Origin of the sequence: Burkholderia seminalis DSM 23518 (assembly GCF_902832885.1) — a bacterium.
Taxonomy (GTDB): domain Bacteria; phylum Pseudomonadota; class Gammaproteobacteria; order Burkholderiales; family Burkholderiaceae; genus Burkholderia; species Burkholderia seminalis.
In genome coordinates this window covers 140,070-160,771 of the sequence record NZ_CADFDK010000013.1, presented here as the reverse complement: position 1 = coordinate 160,771, position 20,702 = coordinate 140,070, and the positions used below count along the sequence as shown (strand labels likewise).

Below are 20,702 nucleotides of genomic sequence, written 5' to 3'. Positions count from 1 at the left end.
CGCGGCGGAAACCGGCCGGGGACGGCATGGGCGGGCCCTGGCGCGGTCGGACGGCGGCAGGCTGCCCGTCCCCGCACAACCCGGCATGCAACCGCGTGCCGGCCATGAAAACGCCCCCGCACGGCGACACGCCGCACGGGGGCGCCGATACCCGGCCGACTGTGTCAGACGGCCCGTTCGGGCCCCGGCGCGACGACGCGGGCCGGGCGCGTCGGCTTGAAGCTGGCCGACCACATCATCGCCGGCCGTTCGAACAGCCGGTAGAACAGGTACGCGACGGGGATCGCGGCGGCCATGAACGCGAACGACGGCCAGATCGACAGCTGCAGCTCGGAGTGGAACAGCACCGAGCCGAGGCAGACGAACAGCGGCAGGTGGACGAGGTACAGCGAGTAGCTGAAGTCGCCGAACCAGCTCAGCACGCGCAGCGGCGGCGTCGGGCGCGGCGGGCGGGCGAGCGCGCGGTACAGGAAGCACGCGAAGCCGGCCGACCACAGCTGGAACGCGCCGTACTGGCCGAAATGGAACGCGCCGCAGCCGGCGGCCAGCAGCACGGCGGCCGCGGCGTACCACGCACGCGACGGCACGGGGGCGGCCGCGCCGCGCGCCTGCTGCGCACGCACGTCGGCGATCCATGCGCCGATCGTCCAGGACAGCCAGTACGACGTGAAGAACTGCAGGTCGTGCCGTTCGAGCAACCACGCCGACGCGACGTTGACGAGCGCGATCGCGGCCACGACGGCCGGCATGCCGATGCGCCGGCGCAGCGCGAACAGCAGCGGGTAGATCGCGTAGAACTGCACCTCGAGCGACAGCGTCCACAGCGCGCCGTTCGACCCGTACGTGTAGCCGGCCACGCCTTGCAGCGAGAACAGGTTCACGAGGAACGCGACGATGCCGACGTCGCGGATCTTGTGGCTGACGGGCTCGATCTGCAGGCTGACCGAGTCGAGCGCGAGCGTGAACAGCAGCGCCGCGAGCAGCACCGGATAGATGCGCGCGAACCGGCGCACCCAGAAGTTCGGCGCGTCGAGCCGGTACGCGGGATTGGCCGCGAGCTTGAGCGCCGCGTTGCGGTGGATGCAGTAGCCGCTGATCACGAAGAAGATCGGCACGCCGGCGGAGCCCCACGCGAACGGGAAGGTCAGGTAGCCGGCGATCACGCCCGGGTTCAGGGCATGACCGTAAGCCTGATGGAAGCTCTGCATGCCGACCCAGACGACCTGCCGGCAGTGGAAATAGGCGACGAGCAGCGCCGCGAAGCCGCGCATCGCGTCGATCACGTGTTCCTTGTGATCGGTGACGGGCGGCGCGGCCAGAGACGATCCGCTGAAAGCTTGCATGCGATTCGATTCCTTGCGACGGATGGAGGGGAAGTTTCACCCCATCGTAATGCGCAAGAATTCGATCAATGAATAAAAAAATCTTGCCCGGAAATAACGGTTTTCCACATGATGGATTTATCCCGGTCTGAAAGCGGTTCCGCGGGCGCGTCAATTATTTACCGATTTTTTTCTGATAGTTTGAAGCTCCAGATGATTGATGCAAGGAGCGGCAAGATGGACATGCATTGGATCGCGAGCGCTGCAGTACTGCTGGTCATGGCCGTGCTGTCGGCGTACCGGGAGGCGCTGAAGAACGAACCGATTCGCCCGGGTCTCGAACGGGGCGGCGTGCCCTATATCGAGGAATTCGAATCGTAAGAATTTGTATCCGGAAAATCGGTAATTTGTTTCTGTATCGGCACTCGGTCCGGCAATATCGACCGAATGGAAGGGATTATATTTTTTTCGGAATCATTGGGCAATCGTCCATATCGATAATGAGCGGAGTGGAATTGGCAGTGCCGTCGATTCTCGATATGCCGTTCGGAACACAATCGCGCCGGGTCGCGGGTCGACGCGGCGCAGTCAACGCAATCAGGATGCGAACATGTTGAAAGTCACCAAGGCCGTGTTCCCCGTTGCCGGTCTCGGCACGCGGTTCCTCCCGGCAACGAAGGCGAGCCCGAAGGAAATGTTGCCCGTCGTCGACAAGCCGCTGATTCAGTACGCGGTCGAGGAAGCGATCAACGCCGGTATCACCGAGATGATCTTCGTGACCGGGCGCAGCAAGCGCGCGATCGAGGATCACTTCGACAAGTCGTACGAGATCGAGGCCGAACTCGAGGCGCGCGGCAAGGAAAAGCTGCTCGAACTGGTGCGCGGCATCAAGCCGAGCAACGTCAACTGCTTCTACGTGCGCCAGCCGGAAGCACTCGGTCTCGGCCATGCGGTGCTGTGCGCGGAGAAGCTCGTGCACGGCGAGCCGTTCGCGGTGATCCTCGCCGACGACCTGCTGCATGGCGAGCAGCCGGTGCTCAAGCAGCTCGTCGACGTGTTCGACCACTATCACAGCTCGGTGATCGGCGTCGAGACGATCGCGCGCGAGGACAGCCGCTCGTACGGCGTCGTCGAAGGCCGCGAATGGGAAGAGGACGTCATCAAGCTGTCGGGCATCATCGAGAAGCCGGCGCCCGAAGATGCGCCGTCGAATCTCGGCGTGGTCGGCCGCTACGTGTTCATGCCGACGATCTTCGATCATCTGCGCAAGCTCAAGCCGGGCGCCGGCGGCGAACTGCAGCTGACCGACGCGGTCCAGTCGCTGCTCGCGAACGAGCAGGTGCTCGCGTATCGCTACTTCGGCACGCGCTTCGACTGCGGCAGCAAGATCGGCTATCTCAAGGCAACCGTCGAGCTCGCGCTCCAGCATCCGGAAGTGAGCCGCGAATTCGAGGCCTACCTGCGTACCTGTTTGCCCGCGCTGGCGGCTGTCGCATAGGCCGCTGCGCGCTCCGTCGTTTCAGGTGGTGGTTGTTCCGTTGGCCCCGGCCGCTCAGGCGCCGGGGCTTTTTTGCGTCCGCACGTGCGTGCGCGGTCGTGGTGCGCGAAGGCGGTGTGTCGTACCGGATTCGGGCGTGGGGCGCGGGGGCGCGGTACCGGCGCGGTGGTGCGCCGCGGCTGAAACCGGTGCCGAAGGACTGGCTCGGGCGCGTGCTTCGGCGGTTCAACGAGCGTGACGCACATGACGTGCGCGCGTGAAGGCGTCGGGCCGGCGGGTGTCGCGAGATGAAGCCGCGCCGCTCGACGAGTGCCGGGCAGCGCGAAGGCGGCGCCGTCTTTCTGTTGGCCCGGGGGCGTCTGCGTGACCTTCAGCGCGGCGACGCGCTCGGTTGCGTGGCGAAGTGCCGGGCGAGCATCGTGGCGATCGGCTTCTTGAAGTCGAGCAGCCGCTTTTCGAGATAGCGCCAGGACAGGTGCGCAAGCAGCACGGCGAATGCGAATTGCTGCATCTCGGGCAGTGCTTCACGGACGAATGCCGGCATCGGCACGTGCGCGAAGGACGCGGGCAGCACGCCGAAGCGCGTCGGAATCAGGTTGTGGAACAGGTAGAAGCCGTAGCTGATCGTGCCGAGATAGACGAGCGGGCCCCAGTCGAGCAGCGCGACGACGGGGTGGTCGGGCTCGCTGACGAGCCACAGCATCAGCGCGCCGAGCGACGCGGACAGGCCGAGGTCCGCGAGCCCCGCGACCGCGTCGGGCAGCGTCGTGCACGCGGGCAGCACGAGGAAGAACACGACGCCGGCCGCGCCGAGCCAGCCGGGCGGCACGCGACGCACGGCGGCCGTGCCGCGATCGGCGAGCGCCATCGCGCCGACGCCGCCGAGCGCGATCAGTGCGAAATTCCACGGGGAAAACGCGTAGATCAGCACCGGCGACGCATCGGACAGGTAGAGCGCGAGATGCGCGAGCGCGCACAGCGCGACGGCCGCGATGCCGAGCGCGACGTGTCGCGCGGCCGGTACCGCGAGCAGCGCGAGCGGCGCGATCAGGTAGAACTGCTGTTCAACCGCGAGGCTCCAGAAGTGCGACGTGGAGCCGGGCCAGCCGTCCTTCACGACACCGATCCAGTAATTCGACAGGAACACCGCGTGCCACGCGAGTCCCAGGTTGACGCCGCGCTGGTAGAACAGCGCGTGCGCGATCGCGAGCGCGGCGAGCAGCAGGTAGTACACGGGAAAGATCCGCAGCGCGCGCTTCGCGAGGAACAGCGCGAGCGCGTGGCGGCGCGTCATGGTGCCGCGTTCGACGGCCTGGCGGTTGCGATGCAGCTCGCCGACGATCAGGAATCCGCTGATGAGGAAAAACGTCCACACACCGAGCTTGCCGACGTCGACGGCAAGGACGTGGCCCTTGTGGGACAGGAAAACGAGGATGACGGCGAGGGCTCGCAGGCCGTCGAGTCCTTTGACGTATCTGACTTCGCGCATGGAGGCATCCGGGCATTGAGCGTGCCCAGTATAGGTGCGCAAATATCGAACGTAATTCGCGTTCCGACGTATACGTGAAGGCGTTTTTTGATGCTCGAGCGTCGATGAAGTCGGTCGCGCGCAACAAAACCTGCGGGAAACCCCGCGAAAACGCATAAAAGTACTGCACGAAGCGTCAAGGCGCTTGTAGAATCCGGCGTTGAAGCGCGCGCGTTGCACGCTTCGTGTATCCAACGACCACACCTGGTAGGAGAAACATGGCGACTTCCGCAAAAAAGGTGGCCAAGAAGGCTGCCGCACCGGCGACCAAGAAAGTGGCTGCCAAAAAGGCTGCGCCCGCGAAGAAAGTAGTGGCCAAGAAGGCTGTCGCGAAGGCGGCACCGGCTGCTCCGACGCCGCTGAAGGACAAGTTCACGAAGGCATCGCTCGCAACGCACATCGCTGAGCGCGCAGCTGTCGAAGTGAAGGCGGTCAAGGCAGTGCTCGCCGCACTCGAGAACGTCGTGCTGGGCTCGGTCCACAAGAAGGGCGCAGGCGAATTCACGCTGCCGGGTCTGCTGAAGATCACGGCACAAGTCGTGCCGGCGAAGAAGAAGCGCTTCGGCAAGGATCCGTTCTCGGGCGAAGAGCGTTGGTTCCCGGCGAAGCCGGCCAGCGTGCGCGTGAAGGCACGTGCGCTGAAGAAGCTGAAGGACGCGGCAGCGTAATGCCGCGCAACGACTGCCGAATACGTGTCGGCAGCCGTTGCGGAGTCCAGCGATCCCCGTACGCGAAAGCGTGCGGGGATTTTTATTGTGCCGCGCCACTCGCGCGGCGGCGAAGCGGCGGCGCGGCGACGATGCGCGCCACGACGTGCGACGCGCGTTGCATCGCGTGCCGCCCACGCGCGATACCGAATGGCGAACTGCGAACCGCAGTGGCGCCGGACGCGGTTTCGCCGCAGCCCGGCCATGCGCCGCTCGCGCCGCGACCGTTGCGTGTGCATCGCAACGCACGCAGTCGTGACTGAATTCATCCCGGACGAAATCGCCGGACAGGTCGGCACGGCACGCGCCGCGATCGAGCGGCATCTCGGCGCAACGCTGGCAGCCATCCACCTGTTCGGATCGGCGCTCGACGGCGGCTTGAAACCGCGCAGCGACATCGACCTGCTGGTGACGGTGGCGGCGCGACCCGACGAAACGGTGCGGCACGCGTTGATGCGCGATCTGCTCGCCGTGTCGGCGCCGCCGCACGGCGCAGGCGGCTTGCGCGCACTGGAGGTCACCGTCGTCGCGCACGGCGACGTGGTGCCGTGGCGTCATCCGGCGCGGCGCGAACTGCAGTTCGGCGAATGGCTGCGCCGCGATCTCGAGGCCGGCATCGTCGAACCGCCGCTCGTCGATCACGATCTGGCGATCCTGCTGACGAAGGCGCGGCAGCACAGTGTCGCGCTGGCCGGGCCGCCCGCGGTCGCGCTGTTCGAGCCGGTGCCCGCGCGCGATTTCGCCGCCGCGCTGCTCGATACCGTTGCGCAATGGAACGCCGAGCCGGACTGGCGCGGCGACGAGTGCAACGTGGTGCTCGCACTCGCGCGTATCTGGTACAGCGCCGCGACCGGCACGATCGCCCCCAAGGACGTTGCCGCGGCATGGGTGCTGGCGCGCCTGCCGGACGCGTATCGGCCGGTGGTGGCCGCCGCACGCGACGCCTATCTCGGGGGCGACGCAGGCGCGGCAATCCTGGCCGGCGAACCGCTCGCCGCCTTCATCGGCTACGCACGGCGGGCCGTCGAGTCGATGCTGCGGGCGTAGCGGCGGATGCCGGTCGTGCGATCGGCGATCGGCCACGCATGCGCCGCAGCCCGGCGGGTGTCGTCAGCCCGCCGTGCCCGCGAAGGCGGCTTTCAACGCGGCGTCGTCGAACTTGACCATCCGCATCATCGCCGCGGCCACGCGCGCCGCCTTGACCGGGTCGCGGTCGGCCATCATCGGGATGAGCGCTTCCGGAACGATCTGCCACGACACGCCATAACGATCCCTCAGCCAGCCGCAGGCGTCGGGCGTGCCGCCGTTGTCGATCAGCGCGTTCCAGTAGCGGTCGAGTTCGGCCTGGTCGGCGCAACTGACCAGCAGCGAGATCGCGTGATTGAACGTCTCCGTGCGCGGGTGGCTCATCGCGAAGAACGGCTGGCCGAACAGTTCGAATTCGACCATCCGTGTGCCGTCGGTGCCGGGTACTGCCGTGACGCGCACGATGCGCGAATCCGGAAAGATGCCGGCGTAGAAGGCCGCTGCTTCTTCGGCTTCCGTCGAATACCAGAGGAAAGGCGTGATCTTCTGAATCGTCATGGCGTATCTCCTGTATGAATGGGGCGACGCGCGAATCGCGTGCCGCCATCGACACGACGGACGACGATTGCCGAAATCGACACGCTGCGGCACATCGCGATCGCACCGGACGAGCGGCGCCGGCGGTGCGGAGGATAGTCGCTCGGCGAACGGATGGCGACCGGTGCTCCGCAAATGGCGTTCCCGGCGCTTTGCAGCCGTCAGGCGCCGCTGCCGGCCGGTCGGCGTGCGTGGGGCTCGGGTTCCGGCCGCCGGCCCGTGCAGCGGCTGCCGGCGCGCGGGAGACGGACGAAAAAAAGCCAGCCGCGGCCGAAACCGGGGCTGGCTTTCCAGGTCGGCGGCAAGGCATCGGAGACGCCGTGCACGCCGGAAACGTACTTCTTAGAACTTGTGACGCAGGCCGAGCGCGACGATTTCCTGCGAGCTCTTGCCGGCGATGCCGTACGAGCCGACCGACGCTTGCGCATCGGTACCGTCGGCGTTGTGGCCGCTGGCGTGCTGGTATGCGCCAACCAGGTACACGTCGGTGCGCTTCGACAGCGAGTAGTCCGCGCCGAGCGAAACCTGATGGTACTTGGCGTCCGTCTGGCCGCTACCCTTCGTGTAGATGTAGCCGACGCCCAGCAGCAGCGGTGCCGATGCCTGGTACGTGACGAATGCGCGACCCGTGTTGTACTTCTGGTTCGTGCCGAAGCCCGAGTTCGCATCAGCCTTGTACTGCGCGTTGCTGTAGCCGAGGCCGAACGTCACCGGGCCGAATGCATACTGGCCGGCGACTTGCGCGATCCCGATCGACGATGCCGACGTGTACGCGTTGTTGATGAAGCTGCCCGAGCCGTCGAAGATCGCGTCCGACGTGCCGGCCCAGCCGGTGCGCTGGCCAACTGCATTCAGCGGCGACGAGTTGTTGGCGTGGAAGTAGCCAGCAGCCAGGCCGAGCGGGCCGTTGTTGTAGGCTGCAGCTGCCGCCCACGTCTGACCCTTGCCGGTTGCGCCGGCGACACCGCCGAGTGCGTACATCGCTTCGACCTGCAGGCCTGCCCAGACCGGCGACGTGTACTTGATCGCGTTGCTGACGCGCAGGCTGTTGTCGTTGTTGTCGACGTCGCCCGGCGTGGCGAACACGCTGCCGAAGTAGTTGTCAGCCGTGACTGCCTGAACCAGGTCGACCAGCGGGTCGTACTGGCGACCCAGCGTCAGCGTACCGTACTGGCTGCTTTCCAGGCCGACGAAAGCCTGGCGGCCGAACATGCGGCCACCCTGGCCCAGTGCACCCGATGCCGAGTTGAAGCCGTTTTCCAACTGGAAGATCGCCTTCAGGCCGCCACCGAGGTCTTCGGAACCCTTGAGGCCGAAGCGGCTGCCTTGCAGGTTGCCGCTACCCATCGACCACGAATTGTTACCTTGACCGTCGTTACCGTGAACGTACGTGATCGACGTGTCGATCACGCCGTAGAGCGTCACGCTCGACTGAGCCTGAGCAGCACCGGCAGCGCCCAGCAGGGCGAGCGAGAGGGTCGAGAGAGCAAGTTTCTTCATCGTTGAGTTTCTCCACGCAAGTGATTCATCGTTATTTGTTGCGGATTGGAGAATAGCTCAGTGCCATAGACGCAAGAAAGCTTAAAAAATAAAGTGTCTCGAAAAGGTAACAGCGTGAAAAAGTCCATATATATCAAGCACATCAACGACTGTTCCTGTTTTTGAAATAGTTGACAATTGCTGCGTCGCGATTGTTTCAAAAGTTGATGCACCGGACGGCCTGGTGCCTGTTTTGCGGGGTTCCGTCATGGAAACGAGGGTATGCAAACGTTTGCCGTTGCAGCAATGTTCGTGTGGGCACGCAAGGTGCGTGGGTCCACCGCGCAAGGGCGCGGCGGGGGCAGCGGGGTGGCGGAGGGGCGCGCGGAGGCGGGCGTGCGTTGTGCCGGGCGCCGTCAGTCGCCGCGCGTGAGGTCGTTGCCGGTACCGGGTTGCGGTTCTGCCGCCGCCGCCGCCGCGGCGCCGGCCGGCCGGTGCGCGTTGCCGCGCGCCGCCGCGAATTCCGCGCCGAGCAGCAGCACGATCGCGGAGAAGTACAGCCACATCAGCAGGACCGCGAACGATCCGGCCGCGCCGAATGCGCTGGCCGTGCCCGCATGCGCGAGGTACAGCGCGAACAGCTTCTTGCCGCCGGAGAACAGGATCGCCGACACGATGCCGCCGACCGCGGCGTCGCGCCACGCGACGCGCGCATCGGGCAGGAACTTCATCAACGACGCGAACGCGGCCGCGAGCACCGCGATGCCGACGAAGAACTGCACGAGGTTGGTGACGACCACATACGGCGAATTGCCCAGCAGCCAGGTGCCGACGAACGTGATCGCGGTATCGAGCACGAGCGACACGATCAGCAGGAACGCGACGCCGAGCACGAGTCCGAACGAGATCAGCCGCACGCGCACGAGCCCGAGCATGCTCGACCAGCGGTTCTCGGTGGCCGGCCAGATCACGCTGAGCGCGGCGCTGAGCGACGCGAACGTGGCCGACGCGCCGATCGCGAGCGCGGCGAACGAGATCAGCGTGGCCAGCCCGCCGCGCTCGCCCGCGCGGTGCGCGTTCTGCACGATGGTCTGGATGCTGGCCGCCGCGTCGTCGCCGATCAGCTGGTGCGCCTGCTCGAATACCTGGCCGCGCGCGGCATCGTCGCCGTAGAACCAGCCGGCCACCGCGATCACCATCACGAGCGTCGGCGCGAGCGAGAACGCGGAGAAAAACGCGATGCCGGCAGCCATCGCGGAGCAGCGGTCGGACGAGAAGCGCTTGAACGCGGTGAGGGCCCAGTTGGCCTGTTGCTGGGCGAGACGGGTTGCTTCGGAAGTGATCTGTCGTTTCATGACGGGTCGGTTGTGCGCGGCGCGCGGATCGTCGGGGTTCATCGGATTATTCGGTATTGATCCGAGGATTCGATCATAGTTGCCTGAACTGTCTATAATTCCTTTCAGTTTCACCCCACCCCACAATAACGCCGAGACCGCCATGCTACAAATGTCCCGGCGCCAGTTCCTGAAGGTGACGGCCACGTCGCTTGCCGGATCGAGTCTTGCCCTGATGGGCTTTTCTCCGTCCGAAGCGCTTGCCGAAGTCCGACAGTACAAGCTGGCGCGCACCGTCGAAACGCGCAACACCTGTCCTTACTGTTCAGTGGGTTGCGGCATCCTGATGTACAGCCTCGGAGACGGCGCGAAGAATGCGCAGCCGAGCATCATCCACATCGAAGGCGATCCCGACCATCCCGTCAATCGCGGCACGCTGTGCCCGAAGGGCGCCAGCCTGATCGACTTCATCCACAGCCCGAACCGCCTGACGCACCCCGAGTATCGCGCGCCCGGCTCGGACAAGTGGGAACCGATTTCGTGGAACGACGCGCTCGACCGCATCGCGAATCTGATGAAGGCCGACCGCGACGCGAACTTCGTCGAGACGGCCGAAGACGGCTCGAAGGTCAACCGCTGGCTCACGACCGGCATGCTGGCCGCGTCGGCGGGCAGCAACGAGGTCGGCTACCTGACGCACAAGACTGTCCGCAGTCTCGGGATGCTCGCATTCGACAATCAGGCGCGTGTCTGACATGGCCCGACGGTGGCAGGTCTTGCCCCGACGTTTGGCCGTGGAGCGATGACGAACCATTGGGTCGGCATCAAGAACGCGGACGTGATTCTCGTGATGGGCGGCAATGCAGCCGAGGCCCATCCGTGCGGTTTCAAGTGGGTAACCGAGGCGAAGGCGCACCGCAAGGCGCGGCTGATCGTCGTCGACCCGCGCTTTACGCGTACGGCCTCGGTGGCCGATTACTACGCGCCGATCCGCACCGGCACCGACATCGTCTTCCTGGGCGGGGTCATCAACTATCTGCTGACGAACGACAAGATCCAGCACGAGTACGTGAAGAACTACACGGACTTCTCGTTCATCGTGCGCGAGGATTTCGCGTTCAACGACGGCATCTACTCCGGTTATGACGCGGAGAAGCACGCGTACCCGGACAAATCGAGCTGGGACTACGAGCGCGGCGACGACGGCTTCGCGAAGGTCGACCCGACGCTGCAGCATCCGCGTTGCGTGTACAACCTGCTCAAGCAGCACTACGCGCGCTATACGCCGGACATGGTCCAGCAGGTCTGCGGCACGCCGAAGGAGAAATTCCTGAAGGTGTGCGAGATGCTCGCGACCACGGCCGTTCCCGGCCGCGCCGGCACGGTGCTGTACGCACTCGGCTGGACCCACCATTCGACCGGCGCGCAGATCATCCGCACCGGCGCGATGGTGCAGTTGCTGCTCGGCAACATCGGCATCGCCGGCGGCGGGATGAACGCGCTGCGCGGCCACTCGAACATCCAGGGGTTGACCGACCTCGGGCTGATGTCGAACCTGCTGCCGGGCTACATGACGCTGCCGATGCAGTCCGAGCAGGATTTCGACGGCTACATCAAGAAGCGCACGCAACTGCCGCTGCGGCCGAACCAGTTGAGCTACTGGAAGAACTACAAGGCGTTCCACGTCAGCTTCATGAAGTCGTGGTGGGGCGACGCGGCGACCGCCGAGAACAACTGGGGCTACGACTACCTGCCGAAGCTGGACAAGCAGTACGACCTGCTGCAGGTGATCGAGCTGATGAATGCCGGCAAGATGAACGGCTACATCTGCCAGGGCTTCAACCCGCTCGCGGCGGCGCCGTCGAAGGTGAAGACGGCAGCGGGCCTCGCGAAGCTGAAGTGGCTCGTGATCATGGATCCGCTCGCGACCGAGACGTCCGAGTTCTGGAAGCATCACGGCGACTACAACGACGTCGATGCGTCGAAGATCCAGACCGAGGTGTTCCGTCTGCCGACCACGTGCTTCGCGGAGGAAAACGGCTCGCTCGTGAGTTCGAGCCGCGTGCTGCAGTGGCACTGGAAGGGCGCGGAGCCGCCGGGCGACGCGAAGAGCGACCTCGAGATCATGTCGGGGCTGTTCCTGCGCATGCGCAAGCTGTACCAGAAGGACGGCGGCAAGTATCCGGACCCGATCGTGAACCTGACGTGGCCGTACGCGAACCCGGAAAGCCCGACGCCCGAAGAGCTCGCGATGGAGTTCAACGGCAAGGCGCTCGCCGATCTGCCCGACCCGAAGGATCCGGCCAAGACGCTCGTGAAGAAGGGCGAGCAGCTGGCCGCGTTCGCGCAATTGAAGGACGACGGCACGACCGCGAGCGGCTGCTGGATCTTCTGCGGCGCGTGGACGCAGGCCGGCAACCAGATGGGGCGGCGCGACAACTCCGACCCGACCGGCATCGGCCAGACGCTGAACTGGGCGTGGGCGTGGCCCGCGAACCGGCGGATCCTGTACAACCGCGCGTCGTGCGACGTCGCCGGCAAGCCGTTCGACCCGACCCGCAAGCTGATCGGCTGGAACGGCAGCGCGTGGAAGGGCGCCGACGTGCCGGACTTCAAGGCGGACGAGCCGCCCGAAAACGGGATGGGGCCGTTCATCATGAACCCGGAAGGCGTGGCGCGCTTCTTCGCCCGCGCGGGGATGAACGAAGGTCCGTTCCCCGAGCACTACGAGCCGTTCGAGACGCCGCTCGACGCGAACCCGCTGCACCCGAACAACCCGCAGGCGCTGAACAACCCGGCTGCCCGCGTGTTCGCGGACGACCGCGCGTCGTTCGGCAAGGCGGCGGAGTTCCCGCACGTGGCGACGACGTACCGGCTGACCGAGCATTTCCACTACTGGACCAAGCATGCGCGGCTGAACTCGATCATCCAGCCCGAGCAATTCGTCGAGATCGGCGAAGACCTCGCGAAGGAAGTCGGCGTCGCGCACGGCGAGCGCGTGAAGGTGTCGTCCAAGCGCGGCTACATCATCGCGGTCGCCCTCGTCACGAAGCGGATCAAGCCGCTGACGGTCGACGGCAAGAAGGTCCAGACGGTCGGCGTCCCGTTGCACTGGGGCTTCAAGGGTCTGACGAAGCCCGGCTATCTCGCCAATACCCTGACTCCGTCCGTGGGTGACGGCAACTCGTACACGCCGGAATTCAAGTCGTTCCTGGTGAAGGTCGAAAAGGCGTAAGGGGAAAGAGATGGCATTGCAATCGCTGGATATCAAGCGCGTCTCGGCCACCACGACGCCACCGCCCACGGTGCGCGAACCGGTGACCGGGAGCGTCGCGAAGCTGATCGACGTATCGAAGTGCATCGGCTGCAAGGCATGCCAGACGGCGTGCATGGAATGGAACGACCTGCGTGACGAGGTCGGCACCAACGTCGGCGTGTACGACAACCCGGCCGACCTGACCGAGCATTCGTGGACGGTCATGCGGTTCTCCGAATACGAGAACCCGGCGGGCGACCTCGAGTGGCTGATCCGCAAGGACGGCTGCATGCACTGCGAGGATCCGGGCTGCCTGAAGGCGTGTCCGTCGCCGGGCGCGATCGTGCAGTACAACAACGGGATCGTCGACTTCCACGAGGAGAACTGCATCGGTTGCGGCTATTGCGTGACCGGTTGCCCGTTCAACGTTCCGCGGATCTCGAAGAAGGATCATCGCGCGTACAAGTGCACGCTCTGTTCCGACCGCGTCGCGGTCGGCCAGGAACCGGCCTGCGTGAAGACCTGCCCGACCGGCGCGATCGTGTTCGGCACCAAGGAGGACATGAAGCAGCACGCGGCCGAGCGGATCGAGGACCTGAAGGAGCGCGGCTTCGAGCATGCGGGGTTGTACGACCCGCAGGGCGTCGGCGGTACGCACGTGATGTACGTGCTGCACCACGCCGACAAACCGTCGCTGTACCACGGGCTGCCCGACAACCCGTCGATCAGCCCGATGGTGAAGCTGTGGAAGGGCATCGCGAAACCGCTCGCGGTCGCCGGCCTCGCGCTGACCGCGCTTGCCGGGTTCTTCCACTATGTCCGGGTCGGTCCGAACGAGGTGAGCGAAGAGGAAGAATCGGCCGCGCGCGACGAGGCGCGACGCATCAAGGAGGACGCGAAATGAACCACGACGACCCCAACCTGATCGTCCGCTACTCGGCGAACGAGCGCACGAACCACTGGATCACCGCGATCACGTTCGTGCTGCTCGCGCTGTCCGGGCTCGCGCTGTTCCATCCGTCGATGTTCTGGCTGACCGCGCTGTTCGGCGGCGGCCAGTGGACGCGGATCCTGCATCCGTTCGTCGGGCTCGTGATGTTCGTGTCGTTCGCGATCCTCGTCGTGCGCTTCTGGCACCACAACACGCTCGACGCGGACGATCGCCAGTGGCTGAAGCAGATCGGCGACGTGCTGACCAACCAGGAAGACAAGCTGCCGCCTGTCGGGCGCTATAACGCCGGGCAGAAGCTGCTATTCTTTACGTTGGTGGCGTGCCTGCTGCTGCTCCTGCTGTCGGGAGTCGTGATCTGGCGGCGCTACTTCTCGTTCTACTTCCCGATCGGGGTGATCCGCGCGGCCGCTGTCGTGCATGCCGTGGCGGCCTTCGTGCTGATCGCGAGCATCATCGTGCACATTTACGCAGCGTTGTGGGTGAAGGGCTCGATCGGCGCGATGGTGCGCGGCACCGTCACGCTGGGCTGGGCCCGCAAGCATCACCCGAAGTGGTTCCGTGAAAGCGTGAAATAACGCACTGGAGCGGAGCGCCTCGCCGATCGCGGCGGGCCGCTCCGCGCCTTCGCCGGAACTGCCCGAAAGCGCCGATGCGTCGGCGCTTGTTTTTTTGGAAGACATTTCTGTGACACAACGCATTCTCGAACCGACCGAGATCTCGGCACTCGATCATTCGGCCATTCCGCGCTTTCGCCTGCCGGAGCGCGCGACCGCGTTCGCGGCGCGCGCCGCGCGGCTGCGCAAGCTTGCCGACCTGAACCCGATCAGCGGCTACCTGCGGCTGATGGCCACCGTCGCCGACGCGCAGCATGCCACGCTGCAGACGCTGGACCTGCCGCTGCCGTCGAAGGAAGCGATCGCGCGTGCGCAGGAGCACTCGATGCCGCTCTTGCCGGCGCTCGACGGCGAGCGCGACGCACGCTGGCGCGCCGTGCTGTACGAACTGCTCGACCGCGTCGAAGGCGCCGGGCTCGTCAATCCGCAGCTCGCGAAACTGCTCGACCGGTTGCGCCTGATGGCGCTCGCCGAACTCGACGCGCAGGCCGACGCGATCCTCGCGCTGCGCTTCGCCGAAGTCGACCCGGCCACCGCGCCGTTCCTGATGGCCGCGCTGCAGGTGGTCTGGACGGACCTCGCGAGCCGCGTGACGCCGGCCGATGTCCCGTATCTCGACCAGCCGGGGCTGTGCCCCGTGTGCGGCACGCATCCGGTCGCGAGCGTCGTGCGGGTCGGCGGCCCGTACCAGGGCTACCGGTTCCTGCAGTGCGGGCTGTGCACGACCGAGTGGCACATGGTGCGCACGAAGTGCTCGCACTGCGATTCGACCAAGGGCATCGCGTACCACGGGATCGAGGGCGGCAGCGAAGCCGTCAAGGCCGAGTCGTGCGACGAGTGCAAGACCTATCGCAAGATCGGCTATCAGGAGAAGGACTACGAGTTCGAGCCGCTGGCGGACGATCTCGCCAGTCTCACGCTCGACCTGCTGATGAACGAGGCCGGCTATCAGCGCAGTTCGCCGAACCCGCTGCTGTGGCCGGACGTCGCGCGGGAAGCGGACTGACGGCACGGGCCGGGGCGGCGCGCGAGCGCCAGCGCCGGCCGACTGCGAAGCATGAGACTGGAGCCACAACGACGTGACCGAACCGGGTGTGAATGAATTGAATGCGGTGCTGGCGCGCGTGCCGTCCGTCGAGCGCGTGCTGTCGTCGGCACCGTTGCAACCGCTGATCGCGGACTATGGCCGCACGCGCGTATTGAACGCCGTGCGCGCCGAACTGGAGCGTTGGCGCACCGCCGCGCAGCACGATCCGGCCGCGGCCGAGCCGCTCGACGAGCCGCGCATCGCCGCCACCCTCGCGCGCACGCTGGCCGCGCAGAGCACGGGCGCCGTGCGTGCCGTGTTCAACCTGACCGGCACCGTGCTGCACACGAATCTCGGGCGCGCGCTGTTGCCCGACGACGCGGTGCGCGCGGTGGTCGACGCGCTCACGCAGCCCGTCAACCTCGAATTCGATCTCGCCACGGGCCGCCGTGGCGATCGCGACGACCTGGTCGACGCTTTGCTGTGCGAACTGACGGGTGCGGAAGCCGCGACCGTCGTCAACAACAACGCGGCGGCCGTATTGCTGACGCTGTCGGCGCTTGCGACGAAGCGGGAAGTCGTCGTGTCGCGCGGCGAGCTGGTCGAGATCGGCGGCGCATTCCGCATTCCCGACATCATGAGCCGCGCCGGCGCGAAGCTGCGCGAGGTCGGCACGACCAATCGCACGCACCTGCGCGACTACGCGGATGCGATCGGCCCGCGCACGGCGCTGCTGATGAAGGTGCACTGCAGCAACTACGCGATCAGCGGCTTCACGAAGGAGGCGACGCTCGCCGAACTCGCGCCGCTCGCGCGCGAGCGCGGCGTGCCGGTCGCCGTCGATCTCGGCAGCGGCACGCTTGCCGACCTGTCGCAATGGGGGCTGCCGCATGAAACGACCGTGCAGGAAACCGTCGCCGCCGGGGCAAACGTTGTCACGTTCAGCGGCGACAAACTGCTCGGCGGGCCGCAGGCCGGCCTGATCGTCGGCGACCGCGCGCTGATCGCGAAGATCAAGAAACACCCGCTCAAGCGCGCGCTGCGCGTCGGCAAGCTGACGCTCGCGGCGCTCGAACCCGTGCTGCGCCTGTACCAGTCGCCCGAGTTCCTGCGCGACCGGCTCACGACGCTGCGTCTGCTGACGCGGCCGCAGCGCGAGATCGCCGAAGCGGCCGAGCGCGTGCGCCCGGTATTGCAGGCCGCGCTCGGCAGCGGTTTCGACGTGACGGTCGAGCCGATGTTCAGCCAGATCGGCAGCGGCGCGCTGCCGGTCGACCAGTTGCCGAGTGCCGGGCTCGTCGTGCGCACGGCGGACGGCAAGCGCGGCGGCCGTGCGCTCGTGCAGCTCGAGAAGCGGTTGCGCGAATGGCCGCGTCCGGTGATCGGCCGCATCGCGGACAACGCGCTGCGGCTCGACCTGCGCTGCCTCGAAGCCGCCGACGAAGCGGCGCTCGTCGCGCAATGCTCGCCGCTGGCGGGGCCCGCTGCATGATCGTCGGGACCGCGGGACACATCGACCACGGCAAGACGACGCTGGTGCGCGCGCTGACGGGCGTCGATACCGACCGCCTGAAGGAAGAGAAGGCGCGCGGGATTTCGATCGAGCTCGGTTACGCGTATACGCCACTCGACAACGGCGACGTGCTCGGCCTGATCGACGTGCCGGGCCACGAGAAGCTGATTCATACGATGGCGGCGGGCGCGTGCGGGATCGATTTCGCGCTGCTCGTGATTGCCGCCGACGACGGCGTGATGCCGCAGACGCGCGAGCATCTCGCGATCCTGCAACTGCTCGGCGTCACGCATGGTGCCGTCGCGCTGACCAAATGCGATCGCGTCGACGGCGAGCGTGTGGCCGAGGTGCGCGACGAGATCGCCGCGTGGCTGCACGACTCGACGCTGGCCGGCGTGCCGATCTTCGAAACGCAGGCGACGGCAGCGGACGATCCGGGTGTCGCCGCGTTGAAGCGTCACCTGGCCGACGCGGCGATCGCGTGGCGCGCGCGCCGCGACGACGGGCTGTTCCGGCTCGCGGTCGACCGCGTGTTCACGCTCGCGGGGCAGGGCACGGTCGTGACGGGCACCGCGTTCGCGGGCCGCGTCGCGACGGGAGACACGCTCGCGATCGTGCGTACCGGCGGCGCGGCGCGTGTGCGCAGCATCCATGCGCAGAACCGGCCGGTCGAGATCGGCCGCGCGGGCGAACGGTGCGCGCTGAATCTGGCCGGTGTCGACAAGGCCGACGTCGAGCGCGGCGATACCGTCGCCGATGCGCGGCTCGCCGCGACGTCGCCGCGTCTGGACGTCGAGCTGACGCTGCTCGCGGATGCAGGGCTGTCGCTCACGCACTGGGCGCCGCTGCACGTGCATCTCGGCACGCTGCACCGCGTCGCCCATGTCGCGCTGCTCGACGGCGACACGCTCGCGGCCGGCCAGCGGATGCGCGTGCAACTGGTGTTCGACGAGCCGGTGTTCGCGCTGCCGGGCGACCGGTTCATCGTCCGTAATCCGCAGGCGACGCGCACCGTCGGCGGCGGCCGGGTGCTCGATCCGTTCGGGCCGGCCCGCAAGCGTCGTACGCCTGCCCGCCGCGCGTGGCTCGATGCGCTGGCCGCGTGGCTCGACGAAGGGCGTCTCGATGCGCTGCTCGCGCAGGCTCCGCTCGGCATTGCGCGCGCAACGCTCACGCATCTGACGGGCTTCGCGCCGAATGCGCTGGCGTTGCCGGAAGACGCGCGGGCGATCGGGCAGCGCGACGCCGCGTCGAACGACGGCGCGGTGATTTCGCATGCGCACTGGCGCACGCTGCAGACGCGGGCGATCGACACGCTGCGCACGTATCACGAACGCATGCCCGACGAGCAGGGGCTCGACGCCGCGCGCCTGCGGCGGATGGCCGCGCCGCTCGTCGGCGATGCGCTATGGCGCGCGCTCGTCGATGCGCTGGTGGCCGGCGGCGAAGTCGCGCGCAGCGGGCCGTGGCTGCATCTGCCGTCGCATTCGGTGAGCCTGGAGCCGCGCGAGGAAGCACTCGCGCGGCAACTGTTGCCGCTGATTCAGGCGGGGCGCTTCGATCCGCCGTGGGTGCGCGACCTGGCGCGCGACACGGGCGCGGCCGAGGACGCGGTGCGCGCGTTGCTGCGCAAGCTCGCGCGGCGCGGCGACGTGCACCAGGTCGTGCGCGACCTGTTCTATCACGCGGACGTCGCGCGCGAGCTGGCGGCGCTGGTCGCGCATCTCGCGCCGTCGCGCGGCGGCGGGCTCGATGCCGCGACATTTCGTGATGCGACGGGGCTCGGCCGCAAGCGTGCGATCCAGATTCTCGAGTTCTTCGACCGGGTTGGGTATACTCGCTTCCACCGCGATCTTCACTACCTGCGGCCTGACAGCGGTTGGGTGGGTATTCAGGCGTAGGCGCTCGTTGTTCTTGGGTTCTTTTCCCACGGAAGGCATTCGTATCCGGTGGTACGGCCGGGCTTCAAACCCGGTTGGGGGTGTCAGACACTCCCGGGTCAGTTCGACTCTGGCTGCCTTCCGCCACCGCGATTCCCCGCGATTCCCCGCGATCGGTGCGCGCCGCACGGCGCATCGCGTCTTGATTCGCTCGTCTCGAATCTTCCTCGTGGGAACCACGCACCGAGCGTCAAGCGGTGACGGCAAGGCGGCGTACGCGTTGCTTGTCGCGAACGAGGAAAATCCATCCCTGCCGTCGCGGGTCCGCAGAATTTTTCCGATTCGAATCCCGAAATAAAAGAAGGGTGAATTGCCGTGGGCCCGGCCTGTAAAGCAGGATTATCTTTCGTGGATTGAGGCGGCGCGCGGCGATAATTGAATAAGTGAAGAATATCGCAATCAAAACGCTAATGGTGATTGTGCGATTTCCAGAAACTATCAAACTGATTTTGATCCCGATTCCGATCGGACCGGTTTTGTGACGCGGGTTTGCAAGCTTGGCCGGGCGCATTGTCGGACGTCGGGCGGACAGGATGCCAACGCCGTCGCGCCGTGCGTGCCGCGCTGCTCGACCCTTCAACTTTTCCGGAAATCTGTCGACAATGTAAGGCGTTGCATTCCGAAATCGAGAACTGATTATTCCGGTTGCTGTGCGTGGTTTTATTTGGCAGGATTTTCATCACGTTGCCCGGTCCTAAAAAACAAAGCGGTCGATAATTCAATTAACGTAAATGACACGTTCCGGATGAGCGACGGTTTGACGGAAAGACGACAAGAAAAGTGAAGAGGCGGCGAACAGGCGGCATCGTTCGCAATTGGTGAATCAATCGCTTGCCCGGCAATGTCGATGCGTCACGCCATCGATCCGGGTGAATCCGACACGGGGCGGTCATGGCGATACTCAAGAACGATTCTTCCGGGGAAGCGTGCCTGCTGCGCGCGTATCACGTGTTCGGCCGCGATGCCGCGCGCTGCGACACGGTCATCCGGGACGCATCGGTGTCCCGGGTCCATGCCCATATCCGCTGGAGCGGCGGTCTGTGGGAACTGCACGATCACAGCAGCAACGGCACCTCGGTATCGGGCGTGCCGTTGCGCGACGGTGAGCACGCGGTGCTGCGGCCCGGCGACGTGATCCGGTTCGGCCAGGCCGGTACCGCGCCGTGGCGCGTCGATGCGCTCGACGATCCGGCCGATACGCTGTGGCCGATACGCGGCGCCGCGCCGCCGATCGTGCTTGCGCCGAGCCAGACCCTGCCTGCCCGTGCCGCGCGGCCGGTCACGATCGTCCGGTCGGCGGCCGGCGAATGGCTGTGCGACGATACGTTGCCGCCACGCACGCTCCATGACGGCGACGAAGTGTCGAGCGGCGACTGCACGTGGTGCGTGACGCTCGTGAGCCGCGGCTCGACGATGATGCTCGCCGCGCCCGCCGATCCCGCCCTGCCGGGGCATCTGCTCGAATTTTTCGTCAGCCGCAACGAAGAGCACGTGCGCATGCTGCTGCACGTGCGCGGCGGCGTGGTCGACCTCGGCGAACGGGCTCATCACTACAGCCTCGTCACGCTTGCGCGTGCCCGCTCGGCCGACATGCAGGCCGGCTACGACGCCGTCTCGCAAGGCTGGATCGACCTCGGTCGGCTGGCGCACATGCTGGGTATCGATCCGTCCCATGTCAACGTGCAGATTCACCGCGCGCGGAGCCAGTTCGCGGCGCTGCCGGGGCTCGACGCGAGCCAGCTCGTCGAGCGCCGGCGCGGCAGCGTCCGCTTCGGCGATTTTCCGTTCCGCATCATGCGCGGCGAGCATCTCGAATGCCAGTCGGTGCCGGGCGTCGCGCTGCGTATCGGCGCACTTCGTCCCGTGTCGGGCCCGGTCGTCCATTACTCGTGAACGCGGGGGAACAGGC

The 20,702-nt window shown here is 66.5% G+C and carries 16 protein-coding genes and 1 tRNA gene; 12 read left to right on the top strand and 5 right to left on the bottom strand.

All coding sequences use genetic code 11. The features are described from left to right. Nucleotides 1-164 precede the first annotated feature (164 nt). Nucleotides 165-1,343 (bottom strand): acyltransferase family protein, encoded by a 1,179-nt coding sequence (locus tag HWX00_RS29835; RefSeq protein WP_034185829.1) that lies wholly within the window; start codon nt 1,341-1,343, stop codon nt 165-167. A gap of 216 nt (nt 1,344-1,559) precedes the next feature. On the opposite strand from HWX00_RS29835, the gene HWX00_RS29830 reads away from it, so the two are divergent. Continuing rightward, nucleotides 1,560-1,703: a hypothetical protein gene (locus HWX00_RS29830; RefSeq protein ID WP_006479318.1), complete on the top strand. Its 144-nt coding sequence runs from the start codon at nt 1,560-1,562 to the stop codon at nt 1,701-1,703. A 229-nt stretch (nt 1,704-1,932) separates the two neighbouring features. After that, nucleotides 1,933-2,820 carry a UTP--glucose-1-phosphate uridylyltransferase GalU gene (gene galU / locus HWX00_RS29825; protein ID WP_034185830.1) on the top strand — a complete coding sequence of 296 codons (888 nt, stop codon included), beginning with the start codon at nt 1,933-1,935 and terminating at the stop codon, nt 2,818-2,820. 370 nt (nt 2,821-3,190) lie between these two features. Here the strand turns inward: galU and HWX00_RS29820 are convergent, their stop codons facing one another. Continuing rightward, nucleotides 3,191-4,309 (bottom strand): acyltransferase family protein, encoded by a 1,119-nt coding sequence (locus HWX00_RS29820; protein ID WP_175028747.1) that lies wholly within the window; start codon nt 4,307-4,309, stop codon nt 3,191-3,193. 257 nt (nt 4,310-4,566) lie between these two features. Between HWX00_RS29820 and HWX00_RS29815 the strand changes: the two genes are divergently transcribed. Next, on the top strand, nt 4,567-5,016 hold the full coding sequence (locus HWX00_RS29815; RefSeq protein WP_034185832.1) for an HU family DNA-binding protein: 450 nt from the start codon (nt 4,567-4,569) through the stop codon (nt 5,014-5,016). Nucleotides 5,017-5,310: 294 nt separating this feature from the next. Beyond that, entirely contained in the window at nt 5,311-6,102 is a 792-nt protein-coding gene (locus HWX00_RS29810; protein ID WP_175028748.1) for an AadA family aminoglycoside 3''-O-nucleotidyltransferase, read from the top strand. Nucleotides 6,103-6,165: 63 nt separating this feature from the next. Here the strand turns inward: HWX00_RS29810 and HWX00_RS29805 are convergent, their stop codons facing one another. The 3 genes from HWX00_RS29805 to HWX00_RS29795 form a co-directional block, all read right to left on the bottom strand. Next, nucleotides 6,166-6,639, bottom strand: a complete 474-nt coding sequence (locus tag HWX00_RS29805) for a VOC family protein (RefSeq protein ID WP_175028749.1) — start codon at nt 6,637-6,639, stop codon at nt 6,166-6,168. A 381-nt stretch (nt 6,640-7,020) separates the two neighbouring features. Next, nucleotides 7,021-8,178 (bottom strand): porin, encoded by a 1,158-nt coding sequence (locus tag HWX00_RS29800; protein WP_034185834.1) that lies wholly within the window; start codon nt 8,176-8,178, stop codon nt 7,021-7,023. A 395-nt stretch (nt 8,179-8,573) separates the two neighbouring features. Next, nucleotides 8,574-9,512: a YihY/virulence factor BrkB family protein gene (locus HWX00_RS29795; protein WP_175028750.1), complete on the bottom strand. Its 939-nt coding sequence runs from the start codon at nt 9,510-9,512 to the stop codon at nt 8,574-8,576. Between the two features lie 142 nt (nt 9,513-9,654). Here HWX00_RS29795 and fdnG point away from each other — a divergent pair, with 142 nt between their 5' ends. The 8 genes from fdnG to HWX00_RS29755 all read left to right on the top strand — a co-directional run bounded on the left by fdnG (nt 9,655) and on the right by HWX00_RS29755 (nt 20,686). Further along, on the top strand, nt 9,655-12,726 hold the full coding sequence (gene fdnG / locus HWX00_RS29790) for a formate dehydrogenase-N subunit alpha (RefSeq protein WP_175028751.1): 3,072 nt from the start codon (nt 9,655-9,657) through the stop codon (nt 12,724-12,726). A gap of 10 nt (nt 12,727-12,736) precedes the next feature. Beyond that, nucleotides 12,737-13,651, top strand: coding sequence for a formate dehydrogenase subunit beta (fdxH, locus tag HWX00_RS29785; protein WP_034185837.1), 915 nt, complete (start codon nt 12,737-12,739; stop codon nt 13,649-13,651). Further along, a complete protein-coding gene (locus HWX00_RS29780; protein WP_034185838.1) occupies nt 13,648-14,274 on the top strand; it encodes a formate dehydrogenase subunit gamma in 627 nt (208 codons plus the stop codon). The genes fdxH and HWX00_RS29780 overlap by 4 nt, the downstream gene beginning before the upstream one ends. 109 nt (nt 14,275-14,383) lie before the next feature. Then, nucleotides 14,384-15,319, top strand: a complete 936-nt coding sequence (fdhE, locus tag HWX00_RS29775; protein WP_175028752.1) for a formate dehydrogenase accessory protein FdhE — start codon at nt 14,384-14,386, stop codon at nt 15,317-15,319. Between the two features lie 73 nt (nt 15,320-15,392). Then, nucleotides 15,393-16,832 (top strand): L-seryl-tRNA(Sec) selenium transferase, encoded by a 1,440-nt coding sequence (selA, locus tag HWX00_RS29770; RefSeq protein ID WP_175028753.1) that lies wholly within the window; start codon nt 15,393-15,395, stop codon nt 16,830-16,832. Continuing rightward, entirely contained in the window at nt 16,829-18,754 is a 1,926-nt protein-coding gene (selB, locus tag HWX00_RS29765; RefSeq protein ID WP_175028754.1) for a selenocysteine-specific translation elongation factor, read from the top strand. The genes selA and selB overlap by 4 nt, the downstream gene beginning before the upstream one ends. A gap of 30 nt (nt 18,755-18,784) precedes the next feature. After that, nucleotides 18,785-18,880 (top strand) — tRNA-Sec (locus HWX00_RS29760). 804 nt (nt 18,881-19,684) lie between these two features. Then, nucleotides 19,685-20,686: an FHA domain-containing protein gene (locus tag HWX00_RS29755; RefSeq protein WP_175028755.1), complete on the top strand. Its 1,002-nt coding sequence runs from the start codon at nt 19,685-19,687 to the stop codon at nt 20,684-20,686. Nucleotides 20,687-20,702: the final 16 nt, after the last annotated feature.